Raw genomic sequence first — 25,155 nt, 5'->3', positions numbered from 1 at the left:
GAAACCATGTCCTGATATCCCGCCCTTGACGCTCCCCAACGACAGGCGCATATGCGAGCGAACGTTCATTCGCACCCTAGGGAAGCTGCGTGACACTCACCGAGCCGCAGGATCACCGGACGGAACAGCGCCAGCGCATCCTCGATGCCGCCGCCACCTGCTTTTCGCGGGAGGGCTTCCACGGCACGTCCATGCAGCAGATCTGCACCGAGGCGGGCATGAGCCCCGGCGCGCTCTATCGCTACTTCCCCTCCAAGGAAGCGATCATCGGCGCCATCGTGGAGGCCGAGCGCGCGGAGCGCACCCGCCTGTTCGACGCGCTGCGCCAGTCGGAGAGCCTCATGGCCGGCCTCACCGCCGCCATGGCGGAACTGCTCACGGGGACGCAGTCCATGTGCGACCGCCTGGGCGCGGAGATCTTCGCGGAAGGGTCGCGCAATCCCAAGCTGCGCGAGCTTCTCGATCCGATGGAGCGCGAAAGCCATCAGATGCTGCGGGACCTGCTCGCCGAGGCGCAGCGGCGCGAGGAGATCGCGGCCGATGTCGATCTCGAAGCGCTGCAGGTACTGCTGCTCGCCATCGGCGACGGGCTGATGCTCAACCATCAGAGATGGCCGCACTTCGACATTCCCGGCCGCCTCGCCGCCCTGTCAGGCCTGATGGGCCGCATGATCTCGCCGCGCGGGACGGATGTGCCATGAGCCCTCGTCCCGCCACCATTGCCGCGCGCACTGTGCGCAACCTCCGGTTCATCCGTTCCTTCGGAGATGCTTCCATGTCCGCCCGTCCGGCGCCTGTCCGCTTCCGCCTGCTCGCCGCGCTCACCGTCTTGAGCCTTGCGTCGGGACCGTTCGCGCCAGCCCAGGCGGCGGCGCCACAGGCCAAGGGCCTGACCATCAGCGTGGTGCGCCCCGAGAAGCAGGAACTGCACGATACCCTGCTCGTCACCGGCTCCCTGCTGCCGCGCGAGGAAATCCAGGTGGGGCCGGAAATCGAGGGCTACCGCCTCACCGAAATCCTCGCCGAGGTGGGGGACACGGTCCAGAAGGGGCAGGTCCTCGCCCGCCTGTCCCGTGACGTGCTCGACACCCAGCTCGCGCAGAACACCGCCAATGCCGCGAAGGCCAGGGCCACCATCGCCCAGCAGCGCGCGGCGCTCGATCAGGCTCTAGCGCAGGAGACGGAAGCCAATTCCGCCGTCGAGCGTACCCGCCAGTTGCGCAAGACCGGCGTCTCCACGCAGGAGACCCTGGACGAGCGCGAGCGCGCCGTGAAGGTCACCGCCGCGCAGGTGGTCGCCGCCCGCGAGAGCCTCAAGGCCGCCGAGGCCGATGCCGTGCTGGTGCAGGCCCAGCGGGCCGAACTGGAGCTGAAGCTCCAGCGCACCGAGGTGCGGGCTCCGGAAGCCGGGCTCATCCTCGCCCGCGACGCGCGCATCGGCGCCATCGCCTTGTCCACCCGCAGCGAGCCGCTGTTCCGCATCGCCAAGGACGGCGCCATCGACCTCGACGCGGAAGTGCCGGAGGTCGCCCTGCCCCGGCTCGCGGTCGGCCAGACCGTCGCCGTGACGCCGGCCGGCTTCAACCGGTCGGTGGAGGGCAAGGTGCGCCTCATCTCGGCGGAAGTGGACAAGGCGACCCGTCTCGGCCGCGCCAAGATCGCCCTGCCCACCCAGCCCGACCTGCGGCCGGGCGCCTTCGCCCGCGGCGTGGTCCTGCTGGACCGCCGCTGGGGCCTTTCCGTGCCGCAGTCCGCGGTCATGTTCGACGCCAACGGCGCCTACATCCTCGTTGTGAAGGACGGCGTCATCCATGAACGCCGCGTGCACACGGGCATCAAGACCGGCGGGCGCGTGGAGCTCATCGACGGCGCCCAGCCGGACGATCTCGTCGTGGCGCGCGCGGCCGGTTTCCTGCGCGAAGGCGACAGGGTCACGCCGGCCGAGGCCGGCAAGAGCGTGAGCGAGGCCCGCTGATGGCTCTCAACGTCTCCGCCTGGGCGATCCGCAAGCCCATTCCCTCCCTGGTCCTGTTCGTCGTGCTGACGGCGCTGGGGCTGGTGCATTTCCGCTCCCTGCCCGTCACGCAGATGCCGAACATCGACATCCCCATCGTGATGGTGACCATCAGCCAGCCGGGCGCCGCGCCCAGCGAACTGGAGACGCAGGTCACCAAGAAGGTGGAGAACGCCATCGCCGGCGTCGCCGGCGTCAAGCACATCACCTCCTCCATCTCCGACGGCACCTCGGTGACCACGGTGGAGTTCCATCTGGAGACCATGGTGGACCGCGCGGTGAACGACAGCCGCGACGCCGTCACCAAGATCCGCTCGGAACTGCCGCAGAGCATCGAGGAGCCGCAGGTCCAGCGCGTGGACATCGAGGGCCTGCCCATCGTCACCTATGCGGTGTCGGCCCCCTCCATGAGCACCGAAGAGGTCTCCTGGTTCGTGGACGACACCATAGCCCGCGCCGTTCAGGGCGTTCGTGGCGTGGCGCAGGTGAAGCGCGAGGGCGGCGTCAACCGGGAGATCCGCGTCTCGCTCGATCCCGAGCGCCTGACCGCGCTCGGCATCACCGCCGCCGAAGTGAGTCGCCAGCTGCGGGCCACGAACGTCGATGTCTCCGGCGGCCGGGGACAGCTCGGCACGCAGGAGCAGACCATCCGCACGCTGGCCGGCGCCGCCAACATGGAGCAGCTCGGCAACACGCGCATCGCCCTCAGCAACGGGCGCTACGTGCGCCTCAGCGACCTCGGCACCGTCACCGACGGGGCGGCCGAGCAGCGGGTGTTCGCGCGTCTCGACGGCAAGCCGGTGGTGGCCTTCGGCGTCTATCGCGCCAAGGGCTTCTCGGACGTGGTGGTCTATGACCGGGTGGGCGAGGAGCTGAAGAGGCTCGAGGCGCGCTATCCCGCCGTCACCATCACCGAGATCGACACCACGGTGCGCTACACCAAGTCTGACTACCAGTCGGCCATGCACACGCTGATCGAGGGCGCGATCCTCGCGGTGATCGTGGTGTTCCTGTTCCTGCGCGACTGGCGGGCGACCATCATCACCGCCACCGCCATCCCGCTCTCCATCCTGCCCACCTTCTGGATCATGGACACGCTCGGCTTCTCGCTGAACGGCGTCAGCCTGCTGGCCATCACGCTGGTCACGGGCATCCTGGTGGACGACGCCATCGTGGAGATCGAGAACATCGTCCGCCATATGCGGGAGGGCAAATCCCCCTATCGCGCCGCCATCGAGGCGGCGGACGAGATCGGCCTTGCCGTTGTGGCGACCACCCTCACCATCGCGGCGGTGTTCGCGCCCGTGTCCTTCATGGGCGGCATCGCGGGCCAGTATTTCAAGCAGTTCGGCCTGACGGTGGCCATCGCCGTGCTGTTCTCGCTGCTGGTGGCGCGCCTCATCACGCCGCTGCTGGCGGCCTATTTCCTGCGCGACACCGGACACCGGGAGAGCGAGGACGGCTTCATCATGCGCCGTTACGTGACCCTGCTGGGCTGGTCGGTGCGGCACCGCTTCGCCACCATCCTCATGGGCTTTGCGGTGTTCGCGGGCAGCATCTATCTGGCCACCCTGCTCCCCTCCGGCTTCCTGCCGGCCAACGACATCTCGCGCTCGCTGCTCTCGGTGGAACTGCCCCCCGGCTCCACCATCGAAGAGACGCAGGAGGTGGCGGACCGCATCACCGCCATCATGGCCGCCCAGCCAGAAGTGGCGAGCGTCTATGCCACCGCCGGCGGAGGCGGACAGGGCGGCTTAGCCATGACGGCGGGCGAGGTGCGCAAGGCGCAGGTGGTCATCAACCTCAAGCCACGCGCGGAACGCAGCACCGCCCAGAAGGCGTTCGAGAGCCGGGTGAGCGCGGAACTGGGGACCATTCCCGACGTGCGCTACAGCTGGAGCCAGGACGGGCAGACCACCAATCGCGGCTTTGCCGTCATCCTTTCCGGCGCTGATGGCGCGGCGGTGGAGAAGGCGGCGCTGGCGCTGGAGGCGCAGGTGCGCGACCGGGTGCCGGAGCTGACCAATGTGGTGTCCAGCGCCGCGCTGGACCGGCCCGAAATCCGCATCGTGCCCAAGCTCGACCAGGCGGCGGAACTCGGCGTCTCGGTGGACACCATCGCCGAGACCGTGCGCATCGCCACCATCGGCGACGTGGAGGCAAACCTCGCCAAATTCTCCGCCAAGGACCGGCAGGTGGACATCCGCGTGGAACTCGACGAGCGCGCCCGCCGCGACCTCTCGACCTTCGACGCTCTGAAGGTGCCCACCGCTTCCGGCGGGGCCGTGCCGCTGACCACGGTGGCGGACGTCACCTTCGGCAAGGGGCCGACCTCGCTCGACCGCTACGACCGCGCCCGGCGCATCGCGGTGGAAGCCGATCTCGTGGGCACCGCCCCGCTCGGCAATGCGCTGGAGAAGGTGTTCGCCTTGCCCGCCGCCCGCGACCTGCCCCCCGGCGTGACGCTCAAGGAGACCGGCGACGCCGAGATCATGGGCGAGGTGTTCAGCGGCTTCGCCCTCGCCATGGGCGCGGGCATCATGCTGGTACTGGCGGTGCTGGTGCTGCTGTTCGCGGACCTGCTCCAGCCCATCACCATCCTGATCTCGCTGCCCCTCTCGGTGGGCGGCGCCTTCATTGCCTTGCTGCTGACCGGCAATTCGGTCTCGCTACCGGTGGTCATCGGCTTCCTCATGCTCATGGGCATCGTGACCAAGAACGCCATCCTGCTGGTGGACTTCGCCATCGAGGCCATGAAGCATGGCGAGAGCCGTTTCGATGCCCTGATGGAATCGGGCCGGAAGCGCGCCCAGCCCATCGTCATGACCACCATCGCCATGGCGGCCGGCATGGTGCCCTCCGCCATCGGCCTCGGCGAAGGCGGCTCCTTCCGTGCGCCCATGGCCATCGCGGTAATCGGCGGCCTCATCGCCTCCACCGTGCTGTCGCTGGTGTTCGTGCCGGCGGTCTTCACGGTGATGGACGACCTCAGCCGCTTCGCCGGACGCCACCTGAGCCGCTTCGTCGGGGCCAAGGACGAGCCAGAGACCCACGCGGCCCCGCCGGCCAAGCCCCAGTTGCACCGCGCGGCCGAATAGTCGCCGGTTCGCGAGCCCTGCCCGCCGCGCAATTCACATCTGCGCGGCGGGCTTAAATCCAACTCACCTTATATGTTGACTTGTTCGTCAAACCGAACGATTGTGCGTCGCATCGAGGCCCGATAACGGACGGGTGACGCCCATGATGTGCCGCTGCTGCTGTTGATGTCTGTCCCCTGAGGACAAGACCCGCCCTGCGACCCGCATCCTGTTCGGCCCATTCCCGCTCTGCCTGGCACAAAGTCCGTCACGACGAACGGCCTCTCCCCGCGCAGCGAACGTGCCGGTTGACGACCGGAGGTAAACGTGAACGCTCCCCTGTCCATCGCGCCGCAGCCCGCCGGCGCCGCCGGAGCCCAAGCCCCCGTGACCGACGCCCCCGTGCCCCACGCTCCTGCGGTGATCCGCTTCGAGCGGATCGAGAAAACATACCCCGCCCGCGCCGCCTCAGGCGCCGTGGCGGCGCTGCAGGATGTGAACCTTTCGGTTCCGGAAGGCGCCATCGTCGGCGTCATCGGCCGATCGGGTGCCGGCAAGTCCACCCTCATTCGCCTCGTGAACGGGCTGGAGCGGGCGACCTCGGGCCGCCTGATCGTGGACGGCACCGACATTACCGCGCTCGACGAGGGTGGCCTGCGCGCAGCGCGGCGCTCCATCGGCATGATCTTCCAGCACTTCAATCTGCTGGCCCGCCGCACCGCCTTCGGAAATGTCGCCCTGCCGCTGGAAATCGCCGGCGTGCCGTCGCGCGAGATCAAGGCGCGGGTGGAACCCCTGCTCGACCTCGTGGGCCTCGGCGACAAGCGCGACCGCTATCCCGCCGAACTGTCCGGTGGCCAGAAGCAGCGCGTCGGCATCGCGCGCGCCCTTGCCATGCGCCCGCGCGTGCTACTCTCGGACGAGGCGACCTCCGCCCTCGATCCCGAGACCACGAACCAGATCCTCGCCCTGCTGCGCAAGGTGAATGCGGAGCTGAACCTCACCGTCCTGCTCATCACCCACGAGATGGCCGTCATCAAGTCGGTGGCCGACCGCGTGGCGGTGCTGGACGGCGGGCGCATCGTCGAGGAAGGCCGCACCTTCGAGATCTTCGCGCGGCCCCGTCACCCGACGACCCGCTCCTTCCTCTCGGCCCTCACCGGCTCCACCCTGCCGGCCTATTTCGTGGACCGGCTGAAGCCCGATTACACGCCGGGTGCGGAGGCGGTGCTGCGCATCGTCTTCACCGGCGCCCATGCCACGGATCCCGTGCTCTCGCGGGTGGCCCGCGACCTCGGCATCGACATCAACATCATCCAGGCCCAGGTGGACGACATCGCCGGCGAGCCGTTCGGCGTCATCGTCGTCTCCGTCCCCGGCGATCCGCAGACGCTGAGCGGCGTCGTCGCCACGGTGGAGGGCCTCGGCCATGCCACGGAGGTGGTCGGCTATGTTTGAGATCCTTCCCCCCGCCATCGTCGATCTGCTGATCGAGGCCACGAAGCAGACTCTCTACATGGTGGCGGTCGCCGGCTTCATCGGCACGCTGATCGGCCTGCCGCTCGGCGTGTTCCTCGCCACCAGCCGCTCCGGCGAGCTGTTCGCAGCGCCGTGGCTGAACCACATCCTCGGCCTTGTGGTGAATGCGGCGCGCTCCACGCCCTTCATCATCCTCGTGGTGGCCATCATCCCCTTCACCCGGCTCATCGCCGGCACCTCCATCGGCACCAATGCGGCCATCGTGCCCCTGACGGTGGCGGCGGCCCCCTTCATCGCCCGCCTCATTGAAGCGTCCATCCGCGAGGTGGATCAGGGGCTCGTGGAAGCCGCCCGCGCCATGGGGGCGACGCCGCTCCAGATCGTGCGCAAGGTGCTGCTGCCCGAAGCCCTGCCCTCCATCACGCTCGCCCTCACCCTCGCGGTGGTGAGCCTGCTCGGCTACTCGGCCATGGTCGGCGCGGTGGGCGGTGGCGGCCTCGGCGACCTCGGCATCCGCTTCGGCTATCAGCGCTTCATGCCCGACGTGATGCTGGCGGTGGTGATCGTTCTCATCCTGCTGGTGCAGGGCGTGCAGAGCCTCGGCGACTTCGCCGCCCGCCGCCTCGACAAGCGCAATCGCAACTGATCAAGACCCCAAGGAGACTTCCCATGTTGCTGCGTCACGCTCCCCTGCGGAGCCTCGCCGTGGCCCTGGCCTTCGGCCTCGGCATCGGTGCGGCCAGCGCCGAGACCATCAAGGTCGGCGTCACCCCCGGCCCGCACGCCCAGATCCTGGAAGCGGTGAAGCCCATCGCCGCCAAGCAGGGCCTCGACATCCAGATCGTCGAATTCTCCGATTATGTGGTGCCGAACACGGCGCTCGCCGCCGGCGAGATCCAGGCCAATTCCTTCCAGCACCAGCCCTATCTGGACAATCAGAAGGCCGACCGCGGCTTCAAGCTTGTCTCCGTGGGCACCACGGTGAACTTCCCGATCGGCATCTATTCCAAGAAGTACAAGACCTTCGACGAAGTGCCGGTCGGCGGCACCGTCGCGATCCCGAACGATCCCACAAACGGCGGCCGCGTGCTGCTGCTTCTGCAGGACAAGGGCATCATCAAGCTGCGCGACGGCGTCGGCTTCAAGCCCTCGGTGGCGGACATCACCGCCAACCCGAAGAAGCTGAAGATCGTCGAGATCGACGCCGCCCAGCTGCCGCGCTCCCTGCCCGACGTGGACGCCGCCGGCATCAACACCAATTATGCCAAGGAAGCGGGCCTCGACCCGGTGAAGGACCCGATCCTGCGCGAGGATCCGAAGGGCCCGTACGTCAACGTCATCGCCGTGCGCGAGCAGGACAAGGACAAGCCTTGGGTCGCCATTCTCGTGAAGAGCTACCAGTCTCCCGAGGTGAAGCAGTTCATCCAGGACACCTTCAAGGGCTCGGTGCTCTCCAGCTGGTGAGCCTGCGGCAGACCTGAAGATGCGAACGGCCCGGACCTGCGTCCGGGCCGTTTTCTTTTGGGAGAGGGTCAGGACCCGGTGCCGAGATTGGCGACCACGTGTTCGCGGGCGGCGCGGATCAGCTCGCGATAATCGGCATCCTTGGGCTCGTCGAGGGCCTGCTCGAAGGCCGACATGAGCGACCAGAGCGCGGCGATCTCGCCTGGATGCTCCAGAAGGTCGCGCACGCCATCGGCGTCGTGGCGGTCCATCATCCGCGCCAGCATGTCGAAGACCACGAGGGCTGCGGCATGGTCGAGTTTCAGCACCACCGCCTCGGGCGGCGTGCCAAGGCCGGCCAGCACGGGCGGCTGGGCGGGCGAAGGCGAAAGATCAAGCGGAATGGACATGGAAGCGGACCCTGGCATTCGGTGCGCAATTTTCACTGTCTAAGGGACTTCTGTGTCGGGCGCGCGACAAGATCACGCCAACACTTGTTGCTGTCCTGAGCTTTCGGGGGAGGTGCAGGACATGACGCAGGGGCCTGAAAGCCCTGCGTCCATCCCGGATCTCAGGAGCTTGCCTCCGCCGCCTTGCACGCAGCGGCCGCAGCGGTGCGCGTGGCCTTTGCCTCAGCGACGGCGGTGTTCTCGCCGGCGGCGGTCGAGCGCACTGTCACTTCGACCTTGCCCTCCCCGGAGCCGCAGATCTCCTGGATGGAGCGTTCCACCGGCTTCACGTCCGCACCCTCGTCCGCCGCGCCGCGAGCCTCGTCCGCAAGTCGCGCATATTCCGCGCGCAGCTTCTCCAGCGTCTCCTCGTCGAGATCCTCGAGGTCCAGGAGCGCCTTGCGCGGCCCTTCGAGGCGCGCGATCAGTTCATCCAGCTTGATCTGGAGGGCGGCGGTGTCGCGGTTCTGGCTGTTCTGGATCAGGAACACCATCAGGAAGGTGATGATGGTGGTCGAGGTGTTGATGATGAGCTGCCACGTGTCGTTGTAGCCAAACAGCGGCCCGGTCGCGCCCCAGATGAGGATGACCACCACCGCGCCGATGAAGGTCACGGGCTTGCCGGCCGCCTTCGAAACACCCTGCGAAATGCGGGTAAAGAGCGGACGGGGGGCCGGACCTGTCCTAAGGTCATCTCCGAGCGCTTGCTCCGTATGGGTTTGTCCAGCCATGGTCCTGCTCCGTATCTGGTGCGGGAGGAACGCGAGCGCGGCAGCGGGAGTTCCTGTACGGCAACGCTCCCGCCGGAGGTATTGATGACCGTCCAGATGATCCTTTTGCCCCTCTTCGTGCAGGTGGCGCTGACCTTTGTGGTGCTGTTCGTGATGGGCGCCCGGCGCCGCACCGCCATCCGCGGCAAGGCCGTGGACCGGGAGGCGGTGTGGGACGACAGCCTGTTTCCGCGCGAAGCCCGCGCACCGGCGAACAATTTCCGCAACCAGTTCGAACTGCCGGTCCTGTTCTATGTGGTGACGGTGCTGGCGCTGGTGACGCGCAAGGCGGACCTGCTGTTCGTCATCCTCGCATGGGTCTTCGTCCTCTCCCGCGTCGCCCATGCCCTCGTGCATTGCACGTCCAACGACATCCGGCTGCGCTTCCCCGCCTTCCTCGTGGGCGTCATCGCCTTGCTCGCCATGTGGGTTCTCTACGCTCTGGCGATCCTGCTCAACGTGTGAGCGCACGTGCCGGGACGGGAACGGAGACGCCCCCCCTGCGCCACCGCTTCCCCGACCGCCTGCCGCAGGATGGCCTCCAGATGCCGGACGGCCGGTGACGGCTCCCGTTCGGGGCGATGGAGCATGAGGCCGAGCGTGGGCAGTTGCGGCAACCCGTGGGTTGCGGGATCAAGCACGTGCACGCCCGACGGACGGCCGATCTGCGTCCGCAGGACGATCCCGAGGCCCGCGGCCGCCGCCGCCCAGAGGCCGCTGAGGCTCGGGCTGACAAAGGCGAGGCGCCACGCCATCCCCTGCCGGTCGAGATGCGACGCGGCGAGGGTGCGCAGCAGGCAAGGCGCCTCAAGGGCCGCCAGCGGCAGAGGCTCGGCGCCGCCCGCTCGCCAGGAGGCGACGCCATCCTGCGCGGCGAGCCAGCACAACGGCACCTCGGCGAGGCGTTCGGCATGGCCCGCCCGCTCGCCTCCATCCCAGGCCAGCGCGAGGTCGAGATGCCCTGAGAGCGTCTTGTCCACCAGTTCGCTGTTGCGCGCGATCCGGCTTTCGATGCGCACCTTCGGGTGCGCCCGCGCGAAGCGGCCGAGCACATGTGGCAGGATGGCCTCGCCGAAATCCTCCTGAAGGCCGAGCCGGACCCAGCCTTCCAGTTCCACGCCCCGCAGCGCGGTCAGCGCCTCGTCATTCAGGTCGAGGAGGCGCCGCGCATAGGAAAGCAACGTCTCGCCCGCATCGGTCAGCGCAAGGCCACGCCCCGCCTTGCGCACCAGAGCGACGCCCGCCTGCTCCTCCAGTTTCTTCAACTGCGCACTCACCGCCGAGGTGGAGCGTCCCAGACGGTCCGAGGCGCGCGCGAAGGAGCCCAGTTCGACACCGGCAACGAAGCTGCGCAGGGCGTCCATATCCAGATTGGGGATCTGCATCATCAATCCTGAAAATCAGGACATATCGTCCATAATAATCTGATTTTCGGGATCATTCTGGAGCCCGATAGTGCCGGCGTCAATCACGGCACAGCCGGAGTTTCACATGCCGTTCACCCGCATTTCCGTGCTGGCGGGCCATCCGCCCGCTTATCTTGAGGCCCTGTCCGAGAGCCTGCACGCCGCCCTCGTCGAGAGCTTCGAAGTGCCCACCGCGGACCGCTTCCAGATCGTTCACCAGCACCAGCCCGGAGAGCTCGTCTTCGACCGCGATTATGGGGGCGGTCCCCGGTCGGCGGGCTTTGTGCTCTTCCACATCACCATCGGCCGCGCCCGCAGCCCGGCGGTGAAGCGCGCCTTCTACCGTCACCTCGTCGCCAATCTTGCGGCCTCGCCCGGTGTGCGGCCGGAGGATGTGATGGTGGTCCTGTCCGCCTCGCAACTGGAGGACTGGTCCTTCGCCAATGGCGAGAGCGCCGGTGCGCCGGAAGAGGAGGCGGCCTGATGTCCGGCCCGTCACCAGAAAACATCGCCTGCCCGGCGGAACTCACGATCCATGAGGCCGGCACGGGCGTGACGCTCTCGCCGGAGGGCATCGCCAGCGGCCGCTTCTGGGTGGAGATGCTGCTGTCCAGCAAGGTGGACGGCGAGATGACCGCCATGCGCTGCTTTCTCCCGCCCGGCGTCATCACCCATTGGCACAGCCATCCGCGCGGCCAGCTTCTGTTCGTGCTCGACGGGCGGGGGCAGGTGCAGCGGGAGGGCGGGCCGGTGATCGAGGTGCGGGCCGGCGACAGCGTGTGGTTCGCCCCCGGCGAGCGCCACTGGCACGGCGCCACGCCGGACTGCACCTTCAGCTATTTCTGCGCCCAGGCCGTGAGCGGGGGCACCGCCGTCCACTGGGTGGAAGACGGGGAGGCCCGCCGATGATCGCCATGCAATACAGCATCGCGCTGCCCGCCGATTACGACATGGACATCATCGAGCGGCGGATTCGGGAGAAGGGGCCGCTCCTCGACGGTTTCCCTCACCTCGCCTTCAAGGCCTATCTCTCCGCCCGCCGGGAGGGCGGCGCGTTGCCGAGCCACGAGAACCTCTATGCCCCCTTCTATCTGTGGGCCGCGCCCGAGGGCATGGATGCCTTTCTCACCAGCCCCGGCTTTGCGGGGCTGGCACGGGATTTCGGCTGGCCGATGGTGCGCTCCTGGATCGTCTGGCAGGCGCAATGTGCCGGCGCCCTGACGGACGCGCGCTTTGCCAGCCGGCGCATCGAGGCCATCGCGCCCCATGCCGATCTCGCGGCGCTGAAACGCGCGGCCTGCGACGCCGGGGAGGCCGCCGTAAGGGAGGGGGCGCTGGCCACCGTCTGCGCCTTCAATCCGACGGACTGGTCCCTGGTCCACTTCCGCCTGTGGCCGACGCTCCCCATGACGCAGCAGCAGGACACGCAGCTTTACGAGGTGGGGCATGTGTCCCTGCCTGCCCCCGGCCATGAAGCGGCCGGAAGCGGCCATTGACACGCGCGCCGTGCCGGAGGACCACAGGCGGCAAAGGAGCATGCCTATGGACAATCCGGCCCGGCACGTCGTCACCATCGCGGGAGTGAAGGTCCTGTTCGTGATGGCAACGACCTTCGAGTACGGGCCGCACCTGTCCGCGCGCATCATGCCCCTCATCAGCGGCGTCGGGCCGGTGGAGGCGGCTGCCGGCACAGGCATCGCCCTCGCCCGCCTCGCCGCAAAGGACGACCTGCCGGATCTCGTCTTCACCCTCGGCTCTGCCGGCTCGCGCAGCCTCGACCATGCGGGCATCTATCAGGTGGCGAGTGTCGCCTATCGCGACATGGACGCGTCCCCGCTCGGCTTCGAGAAGGGGCGCACGCCCTTCCTCGACCTTCCGGCCGTCCTTCCGGTGGAGCCGCAGATCCCCGGCCTGCCCGCCGCCTCGCTCTCCACCGGCGGCGCCATCATTTCCGGCGCGGCCTATGACGCCATCGACGCAGATATGGTGGACATGGAAACCTATGCGGTGCTGCGGGCGGCGGCGCAGTTCGGCGTGCCCACCATCGGCCTGCGCGGCATCAGCGACGGAAAATCCGAGCTCGCCCGGCTTGAGGATTGGACGGAATACCTGCACATCATCGACGAGAAGCTCGGCGCCGCGCTCGACCATTTCACCGATTGCCTGCGCGCCGGCACCCTGACCCTCCCGAACCGGATTCCCGCGTGACCCCTTCCGCCCGCCTGTCCGCCGCCATCGACATCCTCGCCGACATCATCGCCCGCCGCCGCCCGGCCGGCGATGCCATCAAGGACTGGGGGCTCTCGCACCGCTTCGCCGGCTCCGGCGACCGCGCCGCCCTGTCCGGCCTCATCTTCGATACCCTGCGCCGCCGCGCGTCCTGCGCTTATGTGATGGGCTCGGAAGAGCCGCGCGCCCTGCTCTTGGGCATGCTCGCCACCGTGCGCGGGCTGGATGTGGACGCCATCGCCAAGCTCTGCGACGGCGCCCGCTTCGCCCCTGCCCCGCTCTCCGAGGACGAGCGCACCCGCCTCGCCAGCCCTAGTCTGGAAGGCGCCGCTCCTTGGGTGCGCGGCGACTATCCCCAGTGGCTGGACGGCGAACTGAAGGCCATGTTCGGCGAGGAGCGTGTGGCCGAGGCCGAAGCGCTAGCCGCTCGCGCGCCCGTGGACATGCGCGTCAACACGCTGAAGGCCAAGCCCGACGAGGCGCTGGCGGAACTGGCCCATCTCAACCCCGAGCCCGGCCAGTGGTCGCCCCTGGCCCTGCGCATTCCGCTGGGCGCGGACGGCAAGCAGCCCCCCATCACATCCGAGCCCGCCTTCGTGAAGGGCGGCGTCGAGGTGCAGGACGAAGGCTCGCAGATCGCCGCCATCCTCGCCGCCCCCGTGCCCGGCTCGCAGGTTCTGGACCTGTGCGCGGGCGCCGGCGGCAAGACGCTGGAGCTGGCCGCCCTTATGGACAACAAGGGCCAGCTCTACGCCCATGACAGCGATGTGCGCCGCCTAAAGCCCATCCACGAGCGCCTCCAGCGGGCCGGCGTGCGCAACGTGCAGATCCGCGCCCCGCGCGGCGCGGCGGACGTGCTCTCAGATCTCGAAGGCCACATGGACCTCGTGCTGGTGGACGCCCCCTGCACCGGCACCGGCACCTGGCGGCGCAACCCCGACGCCAAGTGGCGCGTGCGCCCCGGCGCGCTTGCCGAGCGCACCGCCGAGCAGGCGAAGATCCTCGAACAGGCCGTGCGCTATGTGAAGCCGGGCGGGCGGCTCGCTTATGTCACCTGCTCGCTGCTCAACTCCGAGAATGCGGGGCAGATTCGCGCCCTGCTGGAAAAGCACCCGGACTTCTCGGTGGTGCCCTCCACCGAAGCCGTTCTGGCACTCGGCAGCCGGGGCCTCGCCCTGCGCCAGGCCGCGCTGGACCTGCCCGAGGGCCTCATGCTGACGCCCCGCCGCACGGGCACGGACGGCTTCTTCATCAGCGTCCTGAAACGCGTGGCCTGAACGGGCCGCGCTCCGACGGCGTGTGGCCGCGCGTGAATACGTGACCATATTGACACGTGACAAAATGGAAACCTATTCTGAGGGCATGGATGCGGTCTTCGATGCCCTTGCCCATCCCATCCGGCGGGCGCTGCTGGATCGTCTTCGCGAGATGGACGGCCAGACGCTCACCGAGCTGGAGCGCGACCAGCCGCTGACGCGGTTTGGCGTGATGAAGCATCTTGGCGTTCTGGAGCGCGCCCATCTCATCGTCACGCGCAAGGTGGGGCGGGAGAAGCTGCACTATCTCAATCCCGTGCCGCTCCAGCAGGTCGCCGACCGCTGGATCTCCCGCTATGCCGCCCCCTTCGCGCGCACGCTGAGCGACCTGTCCCATGCCGTGGATGAGGGGGCGAAGATCATGTCCGCCAGCGGACCCAAGCACGTGTACGAGCACTTTCTGCGCGCCGCGCCGGAGGCGGTATGGGCGATCCTGACGGATGACGCGAAGACGCCGCTCTGGCAGCATTTCAACATGACCTCCACCACCGACTGGCGGGTGGGCGGGGCCATCACCTTCTTCGTCGAGGGCCTGCCCATGATCGTGGGCGAAATCCTCGAACTCGCGCCGCCTACGCGGCTCGTGCACAGCTTCAGCGCCCGCTGGTCGCCCGACGTGGCAGGCGATCCGCCCTCCCGCGTCACCTGGGAGCTGAGCGCCATTCCCGGCGGCACGAAGCTCACTCTGACCCATGACAATTTCGGCGGCGACACCGCCACCAGCCGCGCCGTCACCGGCGGCTGGCCGGAATCCCTCTCCCGCCTCAAGACGCTGGTGGAGACGGGCACGCCCTTCCTCTTCCCCGTCGCTCACGCGGGCTGAGCGCGCCGCTGGAGCGGACAGGGGGGCTCGCCACCCGCTGCCCCCCGCTCCTCACATCGCAGCGGCGCCGCGGCTCGTGCCCTTCTCCCCCGCGAGCAGGCGGTTCTTGAGCCGCGCGATGCCTTCGCGCTGTAGTTCGCTGGGGGCGGAATGGGCGGAGGCGACCTGCGTGAGCATGGTGATGAGCTCCATGCGCTCATCCACGCTCAGCCGGCTGCGCAGGAGCGGGATCAGGGGATCCGACACCTGCGAGAAGGGAAAGCGCTGCTGCGTATAGCCCCAGGCCTGCTCGAAGGCGGCCGAGATGTTTTCGAACGCCAGCGGATCCTCCATGAATTCAAGGATCTTCGTCTTCTCGCTGGCGGTGACGGGGCTACCGGTACGCACGATCTGAATCATCAGGATGACCGCCGCCAGCCGCGCATCGCGCACCCGCTCCAGCGGCGTGCCCACGATGGTGCGGATGGCTGAGACCGCACGCCGCTGCACGCCTTTCGTATCGCGGTCCACCTCCTGCAGGCCCTTGACCGTCCGGTGCATGTAGAGGACCCAGAACAAGCCGGCGGCGAGAAGGCCGAGCAGACCCAAGAGAAGTGGCATGGATGCCTCCCTGGCGATGCCGGGGCAGGCTCCATGCGTGGGCAGCACGTGTCAAGCTGAGCCGGACGCGAGCGGCGCGCAGACCTGATGCGATACCGCCCGGCTTTTGTCGCCAGAACTTTCCCGCTAAAGGAAGCGCTCGAACGCCCCCTTGCGCCGGAAAGCCCCTCATGCACGACACCGTCCTCATCATCGATTTCGGCAGCCAGGTCACGCAGCTGATCGCGCGCCGGGTGCGCGAGGAAGGCGTCTATTCGGAAGTCGTACCCTTCCAGAAGGCCGCCGAGGCCATGGATCGGCTGAAGCCCCGCGCCGTCATCCTCTCCGGCGGCCCCGCCTCCGTGATCGAGGGGGAGAGCCCGCGCGCCCCGCAGGCGGTGTTCGAAGCCGGCATTCCCGTGCTCGGCATCTGCTATGGCGAGCAGGCCATGGCCGACCAGCTCGGCGGCAAGGTGGAAGCCGGGCACCATCGCGAATTCGGCCGCGCCGAGGTGGAAGTGGTCAAGCCCGCCGCCCTGTTCGAGGGCGTGTGGCAGGAAGGCCAGCGCTATCTCGTGTGGATGAGCCACGGCGACCGCGTGACCCAGCTGCCCGCCGGCTTCGAGGTGATCGCCCAGTCCGAGAACGCGCCCTTTGCCGCCATCGCGGACGAGAGCCGCAAGTTCTACGGCGTGCAGTTCCACCCCGAGGTGGTGCACACCCCGCAGGGCGCCCAGCTGCTGCGCAACTTCGTGCGCAAGGTGGCGGGCCTCCAGGGCGACTGGACCATGGGCGCCTTCCGCGAGGAATCCATCCGGAAGATCCGCGCCCAGGTGGGCAACAAGCGCGTGCTCTGCGGCCTCTCCGGCGGCGTCGATTCCGCCGTGGCGGCGGTGCTCATCCACGAGGCCATCGGCGACCAGCTGACCTGCGTGTTCGTGGACCACGGCCTGATGCGCCTCGGCGAGGCCGAACAGGTGGTCTCGCTCTTCCGCAACACCTACAACATCCCGCTGGTGCACGTGGACGCTTCCGAGCTGTTCCTGAAGGAACTCGACGGCGTGTCGGACCCCGAGAAGAAGCGCAAGACCATCGGCAAGCTCTTCATCGACGTGTTCGAGGCCGAGGCCAAGAAGATCGGCGGCGCCGATTTCCTCGCCCAGGGCACGCTCTATCCGGACGTGATCGAGAGCGTCTCCTTCACCGGCGGCCCCTCCGTCACCATCAAGTCGCACCACAACGTGGGCGGACTTCCTGAGCGCATGAACATGAAGCTCGTGGAGCCGCTGCGCGAGCTGTTCAAGGACGAGGTGCGCGCGCTCGGCCGCGAGCTCGGCCTGCCGGAGAGCTTCGTCGGCCGCCACCCCTTCCCCGGCCCCGGTCTTGCCATCCGCTGCCCCGGCGAGATCACCCCCGAGAAGCTGGACATCCTGCGCCAGGCCGACGCCATCTATCTGGAAGAGATCCGCGCCGCCGGCCTCTATGACGTGATCTGGCAGGCCTTTGCCGTGCTGCTGCCGGTGCGCACCGTGGGCGTGATGGGCGACGGCCGCACCTACGATCACGTTCTGGCCCTGCGCGCCGTGACCTCCATCGACGGCATGACCGCCGACTTCTACCCCTTCCAGATGGACTTCCTCGGCCGTGCCGCCACCCGCATCATCAACGAGGTGCGCGGCATCAACCGCGTGGTCTACGACGTGACCTCGAAGCCCCCGGGCACGATCGAGTGGGAATGAACTAGGGTGGTTTCAGACCATCCCGCGCCGTGCCGAAGATCGAACCAATCCTCTGGCTAACAACGATTTTTCTTCCTACCCCGTATCACTGCGTTTCACCCCAGCCGGACCACTTTGTTGGTACCGATGTTGGTATGGCGCAGGATGGTCGAGAAACGGGCTTCCGGTACCAACAGCGCCTGTTGATGGTATCCGTTCGCCCCCCGACCGGATGCGGATTTATGAGCGAACTCACTGATAAAGAACTGAAAAATCTCAAACCGAGGGCCAAGCTCTACAAGGTGACGGACCGCGACGGGATGTACGCGGCCGTCACCCCGACCGGGGTCATTTCGTTCCGGTATCAGTATCGGGTGAACGGACGGCAGGAGGTCTTGACCATCGGCCGATATAGCGCCGAGGCGGCGCGCAAGCTGACACGGGCGCCCGACGCGCTGGAATACGGCATGGAGGTGTCGCTTGCGGAGGCAAGGTCGCTGCTGGCGCGCGCCCGTCGTCAGGTCGAGAGGGGCGAGTCGCCGTCAAAAGCCAAGGTAGAGAAGCGCACCGCGTCAGCCGAGGCTTTGACGTTCGGTGGGTGGGCGGAAGCCTATTTCAAGCATAAGGCCGATCCGAAGTCAGGGGCCGAGAAACTGGCTGACAGCACATTGGCCATGCGCCGCTCGGTCTATGATCGCGCCATCGCGGGAGAGTTGTCGAAGCTCAAGCTCGGGGAAGTGACGCCGCAGCGCCTCAAACATCTGTGCGACGAGGTCAAGGAGAAGCGCGGGCCGGCCGTCGCCGTGCATGTCCGCGAGGTCGTGTTGCTGGTGTTCCGTCATGCTCAGGGAAGCGGGCTGGACGTGAGCAATCCGGCCGAGTCGATCCGCACCAGCGCTATCGCCACCTTTGAGCCGCGCGAGCGCGCCCTTTCGCCCTCCGAGGTCCGCGCGGTCCTGGCGGCCTTGGATCATGTGTCGGCCGCGCCCACGCTACGCTTGGCGGTGAAGTTTGTCCTGCTGACCGGCGTCCGCAAGTCGGAGTTCATCGACGCCACTTGGAAGGAAATCGACTTCGCCGCCGCACGCTGGACGATCCCGGCCGAGCGCATGAAGGCAGGCAAGGCGCATGTGGTCCCGCTGAGCGATCAGGCTCTCGACATTCTGACAGTGTTTCGCACGATGTTCGGTACCAGCCGATACCTGCACCCCGGCCGATACGACAGCGATACGCCGATCAGCAATGCCACCCTCAACCGCGTGATCGACACCGTTGTGGAGCGCATCCGGGAGACTGATCCTGATTTTCAGAGCTTCGGCGTTCACGATCTCCGTCGCACATTCTCGACCGGCCTGAACCGCGCCAAGTTCGATGATCGCTGGATCGAGATGAGCTTGGCCCACGCGCCCCGGAACCGGATCGCCGCCGTCTACAATGTGAACCGCTATCTCGCCGAGCGGAGGATCATGCTTCAGTGCTGGGCTGACATGCTCGACGCTTGGGTAGACGGGCGATCCGCGAAGGATCTGATCGCCGACGCAAAACAGCGCGCCGCCGAGGTTCACGATGACGAATTGGATGATGATCTCTGAGCGATGCTTCCCCGTCCATTCTGTCAGTCATTGGTGGCCCGCCATCGGGGCGGATCAGCAACCCATCGGTTGATGTCGGATTCCCGCCAGCCGGCACCATTTGTGCTGATCTTCAGTTGGGCGGGGAAAGTGCCCTCGGCGATCTTGCGGTAGATGGTGGAACGGGACAGGCCGGTGCGGGTAAGGACGGTCTTGAGGCGGATGATGCGCTCTGGTGTCTGCATGGCGGTGCTGCCTCCTGCTGGGCGCGCCTGATGGCGCCTGACCAAGACAAGGCATGGAGCCGCCGACGGGCAAGAGGAGGAACGACGCCGGTGTTTTCTGGCGGATCGGCGGCGGTACATCGGATGGGTCTAGAGTCCAAGACCACGGCTGCGGTCGAAATCGATGCCGTGGCTCTGGGCCAGTTCACGACCAAGACTGCGGCCTGTGTCGAGGCTGATGCCGAGTTCCTTCCTGCGAGCTGCGAGCAAGGATTCGAGTTGCGGGTCGCGCTCCAGGCTCCGCGCCATGTCGCTCATCTGGACGCGGGTGGCCTTGTAGCCGGAGTAATCGCCGTCGCTGTACTGGCGGTGACGCTGCTGGTCGAGCTTCTTCCAGCGCTCGACAAATTGACCGGCGCGGCGCTCCGGATCGGTGCGGATTTCCGTTTCAAGCTGGAGGGCGCGAATGGTGCGATTGAGCTTGCCGCCGGCCGCCTCGTGTACCAGCTCCGGGTTCTTCTCGTAGGCCGCTTCCGCGTCCCGCCAGCCATGAGGGCGTAGCTCCTCGAAGGCCTTGCGGGCGTCAGAGAGTTCGCGAATCTGCTCGGGCGTCCCCTGGCCGGTCCCGTCGGCCGTAGAGAGGATCGCGTCCCACGCGCGGGCATGCCGGACGAGCGCGCGGGTTCGCGCCTGCCGCAGCACCGCCTCCGGATCTTCGGGAGGCTCCTGGGCGATCGGCCTGACTCTGTTTCCTGGCTCCTCGCGCAGGGCTGGTGCGTCCTGTGCAATGTCTACGGACGGCCTGAGCGTGTCGACGAGGTTTCGCAGCTTTTCCGGGACCTTGCGCACCATCTCGACGACACGCTGGCGGAAGGTGATGCTGCGGCGCTCGGCATAGTCCTGCGCCGGATCGGAGCGCGGATAGTCCGACGCCATGTCCTTGGCCCGTTCACGCGACAGGGTGCGCACCAGCCGGTCGCCATCCGCGAAGTCGTCGCGGCCATAGTGCAGCTCCATGCCGTCACGATGGCGCGACAGCGCGACATAGCTGGAATGGGCATCCATGCCGGGCGTGGCGAGCACATGGGTGCGGTCCACGGTCATGCCCTGCGCCTTGTGAATGGTGGTGGCATAGCCATGGTCGATGCGGTCGTAGTCCTTCAATTCGAAGGCGACGGATCGGCCATCGTCCGTACGCACGGACATGGACTGCGCGCTGACCTCTCCGATAGTACCGAGCGTGCCGTTCTTCACCCCGAGCCCGCGCTCGTTCTGTAGGAACATCACACGGTCGCCACGGGCGAAGGAACGCGCGCCGCGCTCGACGGTTACGCGCACCTCCTCGCCGAGATCGCCGGCCTCCCGCATCCGCGCGCGGGCGGCCTGGTTGAGGGCGCGCACCTCGTCATTGATGTGGGTGAGGATGATGCGGCTTTGGTCTGGTGCGGCCTGGCGGTCTCGATCCCATTTATCAATCAGCTCGCCACGTGCCTGCTCGCGTATTTGCGCGGCATGGACCATGCCGGTCCTCTCATAGGCCTGGATCGCATCGCCGATCCGGCCGGTTGCGAGATCGCGCGTGGCGTCGCGCTGCCACTCCGCGCGCTGGCGGCGTACCTCGCCTATCTCCGCACCACCATGACGCTCAACAAGCGAGCGGAAGGCGGCGCCCGCCTCGATCGATTGCAGTTGCTGTGGATCGCCAACCAGCACCACCTTGGCGCCAACATCAGCGGCATGGGAGAGCACGCGCTCCAGCTGGCGCGTGCCGACCATGCCCGCCTCGTCGATCACCAGTACATCGCGCGCGGTGAGCATGTCGCGTCCCTGCCTCCAGCCATGTTCGAGACTGGCGATGGTGCGCGAGGCGATGCCCGATCCGCTCTCCAGATTCTCCGCCGCGATGCCGGACAGCGCGACGCCGCGAACCTCCAGGCCCGCCGCCTCCCAGGCCTCGCGCGCGACACCCAGCATGGCGCTCTTCCCCGTCCCGGCATAGCCGACGACAATGCCGAGATCGCGCGTGCCTGTGATGTGCGCCAGCGCGTCAGATTGCTCGGCGGAGAGAACAAGGCCGCGCTGCTCAGCACGCTGAAGAGCCGCCTCCCTCTCTATATCCTTTACGGCATGGCGCTCGCGCTCCGCCATGAGCCCGGCAGCCCTGTGCAGACGCTGCTCGGCCTCGATCATCTGACGCGTGGTGAAGCGGTCCTCGCCGCGTCCGTCCTTGCCGAGCTCGATGAGATCGGGCGCGCGGCCCATTGCGCCTATCACCGCGTTGAACTGCTCGATCCCGTCGCTGTGGCGGTGCGCGAAGCGCGCCATGTCGCGCCGGGTGAAAGTCGATTGCTGATGGGTGATCGCATCCAGTGCCAGTGCCGGATCGGCGATGATGCGCGCGCCATTGCCGCGCGCGATCTCCCGGTGAAGCTCCGACCGATCGGCTGTCTCGATCCCTTCCGCTTCGATCCGCTGGGCGGGCGCGCCGATCTGGCTCTGCGGCTCCAGCGCGATGCCCTGCGCTTCCAGGCTGCGATGATCGATGCGCGCGTCGATATCGAGCTCGGCCAGCCGCTCATTGGCGAGTTCGGCCCAGCGTTCGCGCCAGCGCTCGACCATCTGGGTCGCATTCCACTCCCGCACCTTCGGACCGAAGCTATCCTCGTCCACCGAGCGCATGGTGAGCATGACATGGGCATGGGGTTTCGCCATGCCGTCCGCGCCAATATCCCAATGCACATTGAGATCGGCGACCATTCCGAGATCGACGAACTCCGTCTCAACGAAGTCACGCGCGAGCGCGATGCCCTGTGCCTGGCTCATCTCGCGCGGCAGGGCGAACTCGACCTCGCGGGCGAGCTGCGCGTCTTTCCTGACCTCGAAGGCTTCGACATCGTTCCACAGCCGCTCACGGTCGCGCCACATCTCGGGCGCCCCGTCGGGCAGCAACACCTCTGAGTGCACGACACCGCGCTTGGACGAGAAGTCCTGAACGCGATCAATCCGCGTGTCGCGCAGCCGCGAGGCCGAGCGATAAGCGGCGGACGCCACCGCGCTGGAGCCGGCCCTGCGGCCGATGACCTTGACATGAAGATGATAAATCGCCATCGCGATCCGAACATCACCACGGCGAAGTGCGCGTCGGAACGACGTATAAGCGCGCCCTCGAAACTATTTTCTCGGGACTGATCGCGCCGTTCCAGCCCGTCCCGTCACCCTTACAGCATTTCGGCAGGCGCTCAACTATCATCGCTCCATCGACAGCTTATGGAGACGACGATGCGCAAACCACGGGACTTCGATGCAGAACTGAAATCGCTGGAAGACAAGGCGCGAGACCTGAAAGCACGCAAGGTGCAGCAGCTTGGCGAACTGGTCATCTCGACCGGAGCCGACGCTCTTAGCGCCGAGGAACTGGCGGGCGCGCTGATCGTGCTGGCCGAAATCAAGGACGCCGGAAAGAGGGAGGCATGGGCGAAGCGTGGCGCCGCGTTCTTTCAGGGGCGGGCACGCCGAACTGCATCAGCGTCTGACCGCGACGTTGGTTGCGCTCAACCGCAACCGGGCGGCGCGCAACCGGCATCAGGGAGCGCGGGCGCGGAATGATATGCGCACCTGGCAGGTCGAGCGTCGCAAGCGGGCGCGGCATCTGATCGAACTCGGCGGCCTCGTGGTTAAGGCCGGGATCGTGGACCTCACCGGCGATGACCGCGCCATAATTTACGGCGCACTGCTCTGGATGGCCGACAAGCTCCGAAGCGACGAGCGCGACAAGGCGCTGGCGCTGTGGGCTGCGAAGGGAAAGCAGGCGTTCGAGGATAACTGAGCATCAGCCCATCAAATGACACGCCCCTTCGATCGCGTTGCGATCAGGGAAAGAGAACGCGCTCCAATGCGTCGACCAGCTCGCGCCGTTTGGCATCGGGCAACTGGGCGAGGTTGCGCTGCTTCCACATGACGGCGGGCAGATCCTGGGCTTCCGGTATCCCGAGAAGTACCCAATCCGGTTCGCCACGCTTGAAGCCGGCAAGGAAGCGCCGGTGGTCTTCCGGCATTTCGGCCACCATCGCGGCGATGATCACTTCCCGCGCGGCCTCGAGGTCCGCAAGCGCGACAGGCTCCTGAGTCATGCCGGCGAAGCCCCGCGCGAACTCCTCGCCCAGCGGCTTGCGGGTCGGGGCGAGAACTTCGGCCATCGGACGGTTGTGACTGATGACGTAGACCAGAAAAGCGCGGCGCAATTCGTCGCCGATGCCCTCGTTTGCCAAGAGGCTGCGCACGTCGAAGAGGTCGCGCGGATGCTGGCGATCGAAGGCCGCCACGATCTTGCCCGCGTAAAGGTCGGCGAATGACACGACCTGCATTTCGGCGAAGCCGAAGGCGTCTTCGACAACGGGCACCACGCTCATTACAATGGGATCATAGACCGCACCACGGAGCACTGGCGTCACCTCGATCTTGATCTGCACGCCGTTCGTCCGAACGATCAGCTTGGTGACGATATTCTCGGCGGCGGAACGCGAAGCATTGACGCGCGCGACAGGGATCGCCCGCTCGATCCGTTCCTTGATCCTCAGCATGGCGGCGTTGATTGCCGCGAGCGATGCGGCCCGATCTTCAACCGGAAGATAGGTCAGGTCTATGTCCACGGAGAGGCGCGGCATGTCGCGCACGAACAGGTTGATCGCGGTGCCGCCCTTGAGCGCGAAAGCCCGCTCCTCCGCCACGAGAGGAAGGACGCGAATGAGCAGGGCGACCTGCTGCCGATATGTGTCCAGGAAGGCCATGAACTTCACGAACCTCCAAGATCGGACGGCACGGTGATGTTGTAGCGCGGATCGAGCTTCCCGCCTTTAGCGAGGACGCGCTTGCCCGAACCCAGATCGACGCGGGATACATCGAGCCGGGATCGCCACGCATGGCGGTGGCGGTCGGCGAAGTAGAGAAAAAGCCGCTTCACCTTCACGCTGGCGCAAGCCTCCAGTAGGGCTTGCAAACGGCGTGGGCTCAGATCGCTCAGCCCCTCCATCAAGGCGTCGGCCTGATGAAAACTTTCATGCTCGGGCAGTTCGTCGAGCAATTCGAGAATGGCCCGCTCCTTGCCGGAATAGCGGACAGGTAAGGTCAGGCCGCCGGCGCTGACCATGACCGGGTTTGACTCGGGCGGTGCGTCGGAGCCGCCGGGAAACAGCCGCAGGCTGTTGTGCCAATGAAAGGTCACGTCGAGCGGCAGGTCCGCCAACCAAGTCGGCGGCCGCTTCGGCCCGTAGAGGTGAACCTCGCGCACGGCTGTCGAAAGGTAGTGGGCATAACCCTGCTGTTCGAGCGCGGTGCGCCCACCGACGGTCAGCGGCAGGTCCAGCACCGTCTGGAGTGAGACGGCCACCTGCTGCCAGGTGAGTGGCGTGCGCGACCGGCGATAGACGCGCCGGGCCGGGCTATCAAGCCAGCCCGCGCGAACATACTGGCTGCGCAGCGCCGATGAATAGCCGTGGGCCTCCATCCAGGCGGCATCGGCCAGGAGCCCTTCCGGGAGCTCCTGCTGGAGTCGGTTTAGCTTACCGCCAGAACGCATATTCATGCTTGGCATTTTTGTCGATTTGCAAACCGATGTCGAGTTCGTACTTTTCGCGATTCGCCAAGCCTCTCTTAGCGTTTCACGAATCCGACAAACCATCCCTTAAGATCGATGAGGTGGCCGCCTACATCGGACCATCCTTAAAACGCCGCTTTCAGAGGGGAATCTTCAACGTGATGCTGCGGCAGCCCCAGCCCAACCTGCGCGGCTTGCCCCAAGATGGGAAGCTACCGCTACCTTCCCTGATTTTCTCCGATCTTCTATAAACTTCCTCAACCACGAGTCACGATGGGCGCATGGACGACGAAATCCTGACGATCCGGGAAATGGCGGAACTTCTCAAGATCAATGAGAAGACCGCCTACAAGCTTGCCTCGGCAGGCAAGATTCCTGGCTTCAAGGTCGGCGGATCGTGGCGTTCCAGCGGCAGGAAATCGCAAACTGGATAAAGCGTAAGGTTGAGGAACAGCAGGGTGGCA

The 25,155-nt window shown here is 66.9% G+C and carries 26 protein-coding genes; 18 read left to right on the top strand and 8 right to left on the bottom strand.

Annotation, left to right across the window (positions count from 1 at the left end):
- Positions 1 to 89 precede the first annotated feature (89 nt).
- The 6 genes from DFO45_RS02645 (at position 90) to DFO45_RS02620 (ending at position 8,034) form a co-directional block, all read left to right on the top strand.
- Positions 90 to 701, top strand: a complete 612-nt coding sequence (locus DFO45_RS02645; protein ID WP_133863638.1) for a TetR/AcrR family transcriptional regulator — start codon at positions 90 to 92, stop codon at positions 699 to 701.
- Positions 702 to 775: 74 nt separating this feature from the next.
- A complete protein-coding gene (locus DFO45_RS02640) occupies positions 776 to 1,975 on the top strand; it encodes an efflux RND transporter periplasmic adaptor subunit (protein WP_133863637.1) in 1,200 nt (399 codons plus the stop codon).
- Positions 1,975 to 5,112 carry an efflux RND transporter permease subunit gene (locus tag DFO45_RS02635; RefSeq protein WP_133863636.1) on the top strand — a complete coding sequence of 1,046 codons (3,138 nt, stop codon included), beginning with the start codon at positions 1,975 to 1,977 and terminating at the stop codon, positions 5,110 to 5,112. Before DFO45_RS02640 ends, DFO45_RS02635 begins: the two co-directional genes overlap by 1 nt.
- A gap of 366 nt (positions 5,113 to 5,478) precedes the next feature.
- Positions 5,479 to 6,549 (top strand): methionine ABC transporter ATP-binding protein, encoded by a 1,071-nt coding sequence (locus DFO45_RS02630; RefSeq protein ID WP_133863850.1) that lies wholly within the window; start codon positions 5,479 to 5,481, stop codon positions 6,547 to 6,549.
- Position 6,550: 1 nt separating this feature from the next.
- Positions 6,551 to 7,216, top strand: coding sequence for a methionine ABC transporter permease (locus DFO45_RS02625; RefSeq protein ID WP_133863849.1), 666 nt, complete (start codon positions 6,551 to 6,553; stop codon positions 7,214 to 7,216).
- A 23-nt stretch (positions 7,217 to 7,239) separates the two neighbouring features.
- Positions 7,240 to 8,034 carry a MetQ/NlpA family ABC transporter substrate-binding protein gene (locus DFO45_RS02620; protein ID WP_012172216.1) on the top strand — a complete coding sequence of 265 codons (795 nt, stop codon included), beginning with the start codon at positions 7,240 to 7,242 and terminating at the stop codon, positions 8,032 to 8,034.
- Between the two features lie 68 nt (positions 8,035 to 8,102).
- Here DFO45_RS02620 and DFO45_RS02615 read toward each other — a convergent pair whose 3' ends face one another.
- Together DFO45_RS02615 and DFO45_RS02610 are read right to left on the bottom strand one after the other, a co-directional pair.
- Positions 8,103 to 8,423, bottom strand: a complete 321-nt coding sequence (locus tag DFO45_RS02615; protein ID WP_133863635.1) for a hypothetical protein — start codon at positions 8,421 to 8,423, stop codon at positions 8,103 to 8,105.
- 161 nt (positions 8,424 to 8,584) lie between these two features.
- On the bottom strand, positions 8,585 to 9,193 hold the full coding sequence (locus DFO45_RS02610; protein ID WP_012172218.1) for a low affinity iron permease family protein: 609 nt from the start codon (positions 9,191 to 9,193) through the stop codon (positions 8,585 to 8,587).
- Positions 9,194 to 9,277: 84 nt separating this feature from the next.
- Between DFO45_RS02610 and DFO45_RS02605 the strand changes: the two genes are divergently transcribed.
- Positions 9,278 to 9,697: an MAPEG family protein gene (locus DFO45_RS02605; RefSeq protein WP_012172219.1), complete on the top strand. Its 420-nt coding sequence runs from the start codon at positions 9,278 to 9,280 to the stop codon at positions 9,695 to 9,697.
- Here DFO45_RS02605 and DFO45_RS02600 read toward each other — a convergent pair.
- On the bottom strand, positions 9,667 to 10,617 hold the full coding sequence (locus tag DFO45_RS02600) for a LysR substrate-binding domain-containing protein (RefSeq protein WP_133863634.1): 951 nt from the start codon (positions 10,615 to 10,617) through the stop codon (positions 9,667 to 9,669). The two genes, DFO45_RS02605 and DFO45_RS02600, sit on opposite strands and share 31 nt — an antisense overlap.
- Positions 10,618 to 10,723: 106 nt before the next feature.
- Between DFO45_RS02600 and DFO45_RS02595 the strand changes: the two genes are divergently transcribed.
- The 6 genes from DFO45_RS02595 to DFO45_RS02570 all read left to right on the top strand — a co-directional run bounded on the left by DFO45_RS02595 (position 10,724) and on the right by DFO45_RS02570 (position 15,006).
- Complete coding sequence (locus tag DFO45_RS02595) at positions 10,724 to 11,122, top strand: tautomerase family protein (protein ID WP_133863633.1); 399 nt, start codon at positions 10,724 to 10,726, stop codon at positions 11,120 to 11,122.
- The gene (locus DFO45_RS02590; RefSeq protein ID WP_133863632.1) at positions 11,122 to 11,547 is read left to right on the top strand and encodes a cupin domain-containing protein; all 426 of its coding nucleotides are present in this window, start codon (positions 11,122 to 11,124) and stop codon (positions 11,545 to 11,547) included. The genes DFO45_RS02595 and DFO45_RS02590 overlap by 1 nt, the downstream gene beginning before the upstream one ends.
- Entirely contained in the window at positions 11,544 to 12,134 is a 591-nt protein-coding gene (locus tag DFO45_RS02585) for a DUF4865 family protein (RefSeq protein WP_133863631.1), read from the top strand. The genes DFO45_RS02590 and DFO45_RS02585 overlap by 4 nt, the downstream gene beginning before the upstream one ends.
- 46 nt (positions 12,135 to 12,180) lie before the next feature.
- A complete protein-coding gene (locus tag DFO45_RS02580) occupies positions 12,181 to 12,846 on the top strand; it encodes a 5'-methylthioadenosine/S-adenosylhomocysteine nucleosidase (protein ID WP_133863630.1) in 666 nt (221 codons plus the stop codon).
- Positions 12,843 to 14,144: an RsmB/NOP family class I SAM-dependent RNA methyltransferase gene (locus DFO45_RS02575; RefSeq protein ID WP_133863629.1), complete on the top strand. Its 1,302-nt coding sequence runs from the start codon at positions 12,843 to 12,845 to the stop codon at positions 14,142 to 14,144. The genes DFO45_RS02580 and DFO45_RS02575 overlap by 4 nt, the downstream gene beginning before the upstream one ends.
- A gap of 64 nt (positions 14,145 to 14,208) precedes the next feature.
- Entirely contained in the window at positions 14,209 to 15,006 is a 798-nt protein-coding gene (locus tag DFO45_RS02570; RefSeq protein WP_245517929.1) for an SRPBCC domain-containing protein, read from the top strand.
- 51 nt (positions 15,007 to 15,057) lie between these two features.
- Here the strand turns inward: DFO45_RS02570 and DFO45_RS02565 are convergent, their stop codons facing one another.
- Complete coding sequence (locus tag DFO45_RS02565; RefSeq protein WP_133863628.1) at positions 15,058 to 15,606, bottom strand: TerB family tellurite resistance protein; 549 nt, start codon at positions 15,604 to 15,606, stop codon at positions 15,058 to 15,060.
- A gap of 170 nt (positions 15,607 to 15,776) precedes the next feature.
- Here DFO45_RS02565 and guaA point away from each other — a divergent pair, with 170 nt between their 5' ends.
- On the top strand, positions 15,777 to 17,324 hold the full coding sequence (guaA, locus tag DFO45_RS02560; protein ID WP_133863627.1) for a glutamine-hydrolyzing GMP synthase: 1,548 nt from the start codon (positions 15,777 to 15,779) through the stop codon (positions 17,322 to 17,324).
- A 221-nt stretch (positions 17,325 to 17,545) separates the two neighbouring features.
- On the top strand, positions 17,546 to 18,895 hold the full coding sequence (locus tag DFO45_RS02555) for a site-specific integrase (RefSeq protein WP_208299731.1): 1,350 nt from the start codon (positions 17,546 to 17,548) through the stop codon (positions 18,893 to 18,895).
- A gap of 23 nt (positions 18,896 to 18,918) precedes the next feature.
- Here DFO45_RS02555 and DFO45_RS02550 read toward each other — a convergent pair whose 3' ends face one another.
- On the bottom strand, positions 18,919 to 19,119 hold the full coding sequence (locus DFO45_RS02550; RefSeq protein ID WP_133863626.1) for an AlpA family phage regulatory protein: 201 nt from the start codon (positions 19,117 to 19,119) through the stop codon (positions 18,919 to 18,921).
- Between the two features lie 129 nt (positions 19,120 to 19,248).
- On the bottom strand, positions 19,249 to 22,206 hold the full coding sequence (gene traA, locus DFO45_RS02545; RefSeq protein WP_133863625.1) for a Ti-type conjugative transfer relaxase TraA: 2,958 nt from the start codon (positions 22,204 to 22,206) through the stop codon (positions 19,249 to 19,251).
- A gap of 171 nt (positions 22,207 to 22,377) precedes the next feature.
- On the opposite strand from traA, the gene DFO45_RS02540 reads away from it, so the two are divergent.
- On the top strand, positions 22,378 to 22,704 hold the full coding sequence (locus DFO45_RS02540; protein WP_208299730.1) for a conjugal transfer protein TraD: 327 nt from the start codon (positions 22,378 to 22,380) through the stop codon (positions 22,702 to 22,704).
- A 1-nt stretch (position 22,705) separates the two neighbouring features.
- Positions 22,706 to 22,924, top strand: a complete 219-nt coding sequence (locus DFO45_RS02535; RefSeq protein ID WP_133863623.1) for a conjugal transfer protein TraD — start codon at positions 22,706 to 22,708, stop codon at positions 22,922 to 22,924.
- Positions 22,925 to 22,967: 43 nt separating this feature from the next.
- Here DFO45_RS02535 and DFO45_RS02530 read toward each other — a convergent pair whose 3' ends face one another.
- The gene (locus DFO45_RS02530) at positions 22,968 to 23,885 is read right to left on the bottom strand and encodes a nucleotidyl transferase AbiEii/AbiGii toxin family protein (protein WP_208299729.1); all 918 of its coding nucleotides are present in this window, start codon (positions 23,883 to 23,885) and stop codon (positions 22,968 to 22,970) included.
- 5 nt (positions 23,886 to 23,890) lie between these two features.
- Positions 23,891 to 24,679 carry a type IV toxin-antitoxin system AbiEi family antitoxin gene (locus DFO45_RS02525; protein ID WP_133863621.1) on the bottom strand — a complete coding sequence of 263 codons (789 nt, stop codon included), beginning with the start codon at positions 24,677 to 24,679 and terminating at the stop codon, positions 23,891 to 23,893.
- 293 nt (positions 24,680 to 24,972) lie between these two features.
- Between DFO45_RS02525 and DFO45_RS02520 the strand changes: the two genes are divergently transcribed.
- Positions 24,973 to 25,125 carry a helix-turn-helix domain-containing protein gene (locus DFO45_RS02520; RefSeq protein ID WP_133863620.1) on the top strand — a complete coding sequence of 51 codons (153 nt, stop codon included), beginning with the start codon at positions 24,973 to 24,975 and terminating at the stop codon, positions 25,123 to 25,125.
- Positions 25,126 to 25,155: the final 30 nt, after the last annotated feature.

This window comes from Azorhizobium sp. AG788 (assembly GCF_004364705.1).
Lineage (GTDB): Bacteria > Pseudomonadota > Alphaproteobacteria > Rhizobiales > Xanthobacteraceae > Azorhizobium > Azorhizobium caulinodans.
This window is presented reverse-complemented; position numbering and strand designations above follow the sequence as displayed.

Excerpts from the sequence above, each read along its gene's own strand:
- DFO45_RS02610 (WP_012172218.1), bottom strand. The coding sequence starts at position 9,193 with ATGGCTGGACAAACCCATACGGAGCAAGCGCTCGGAGATGACCTTAGG.
- DFO45_RS02595 (WP_133863633.1), top strand. The coding sequence starts at position 10,724 with ATGCCGTTCACCCGCATTTCCGTGCTGGCGGGCCATCCGCCCGCTTAT.
- DFO45_RS02535 (WP_133863623.1), top strand. The coding sequence starts at position 22,706 with ATGCGCACCTGGCAGGTCGAGCGTCGCAAGCGGGCGCGGCATCTGATC.
- DFO45_RS02555 (WP_208299731.1), top strand. The coding sequence starts at position 17,546 with ATGAGCGAACTCACTGATAAAGAACTGAAAAATCTCAAACCGAGGGCC.
- DFO45_RS02570 (WP_245517929.1), top strand. The coding sequence starts at position 14,209 with ATGGAAACCTATTCTGAGGGCATGGATGCGGTCTTCGATGCCCTTGCC.
- DFO45_RS02530 (WP_208299729.1), bottom strand. The coding sequence starts at position 23,885 with ATGGCCTTCCTGGACACATATCGGCAGCAGGTCGCCCTGCTCATTCGC.
- DFO45_RS02585 (WP_133863631.1), top strand. The coding sequence starts at position 11,544 with ATGATCGCCATGCAATACAGCATCGCGCTGCCCGCCGATTACGACATG.
- guaA (WP_133863627.1), top strand. The coding sequence starts at position 15,777 with ATGCACGACACCGTCCTCATCATCGATTTCGGCAGCCAGGTCACGCAG.
- DFO45_RS02580 (WP_133863630.1), top strand. The coding sequence starts at position 12,181 with ATGGACAATCCGGCCCGGCACGTCGTCACCATCGCGGGAGTGAAGGTC.
- traA (WP_133863625.1), bottom strand. The coding sequence starts at position 22,206 with ATGGCGATTTATCATCTTCATGTCAAGGTCATCGGCCGCAGGGCCGGC.
- DFO45_RS02520 (WP_133863620.1), top strand. The coding sequence starts at position 24,973 with ATGGACGACGAAATCCTGACGATCCGGGAAATGGCGGAACTTCTCAAG.
- DFO45_RS02550 (WP_133863626.1), bottom strand. The coding sequence starts at position 19,119 with ATGCAGACACCAGAGCGCATCATCCGCCTCAAGACCGTCCTTACCCGC.
- DFO45_RS02540 (WP_208299730.1), top strand. The coding sequence starts at position 22,378 with ATGCGCAAACCACGGGACTTCGATGCAGAACTGAAATCGCTGGAAGAC.
- DFO45_RS02590 (WP_133863632.1), top strand. The coding sequence starts at position 11,122 with ATGTCCGGCCCGTCACCAGAAAACATCGCCTGCCCGGCGGAACTCACG.
- DFO45_RS02615 (WP_133863635.1), bottom strand. The coding sequence starts at position 8,423 with ATGTCCATTCCGCTTGATCTTTCGCCTTCGCCCGCCCAGCCGCCCGTG.
- DFO45_RS02605 (WP_012172219.1), top strand. The coding sequence starts at position 9,278 with ATGACCGTCCAGATGATCCTTTTGCCCCTCTTCGTGCAGGTGGCGCTG.
- DFO45_RS02525 (WP_133863621.1), bottom strand. The coding sequence starts at position 24,679 with ATGAATATGCGTTCTGGCGGTAAGCTAAACCGACTCCAGCAGGAGCTC.
- DFO45_RS02620 (WP_012172216.1), top strand. The coding sequence starts at position 7,240 with ATGTTGCTGCGTCACGCTCCCCTGCGGAGCCTCGCCGTGGCCCTGGCC.
- DFO45_RS02600 (WP_133863634.1), bottom strand. The coding sequence starts at position 10,617 with ATGCAGATCCCCAATCTGGATATGGACGCCCTGCGCAGCTTCGTTGCC.
- DFO45_RS02565 (WP_133863628.1), bottom strand. The coding sequence starts at position 15,606 with ATGCCACTTCTCTTGGGTCTGCTCGGCCTTCTCGCCGCCGGCTTGTTC.
- DFO45_RS02640 (WP_133863637.1), top strand. The coding sequence starts at position 776 with ATGTCCGCCCGTCCGGCGCCTGTCCGCTTCCGCCTGCTCGCCGCGCTC.
- DFO45_RS02635 (WP_133863636.1), top strand. The coding sequence starts at position 1,975 with ATGGCTCTCAACGTCTCCGCCTGGGCGATCCGCAAGCCCATTCCCTCC.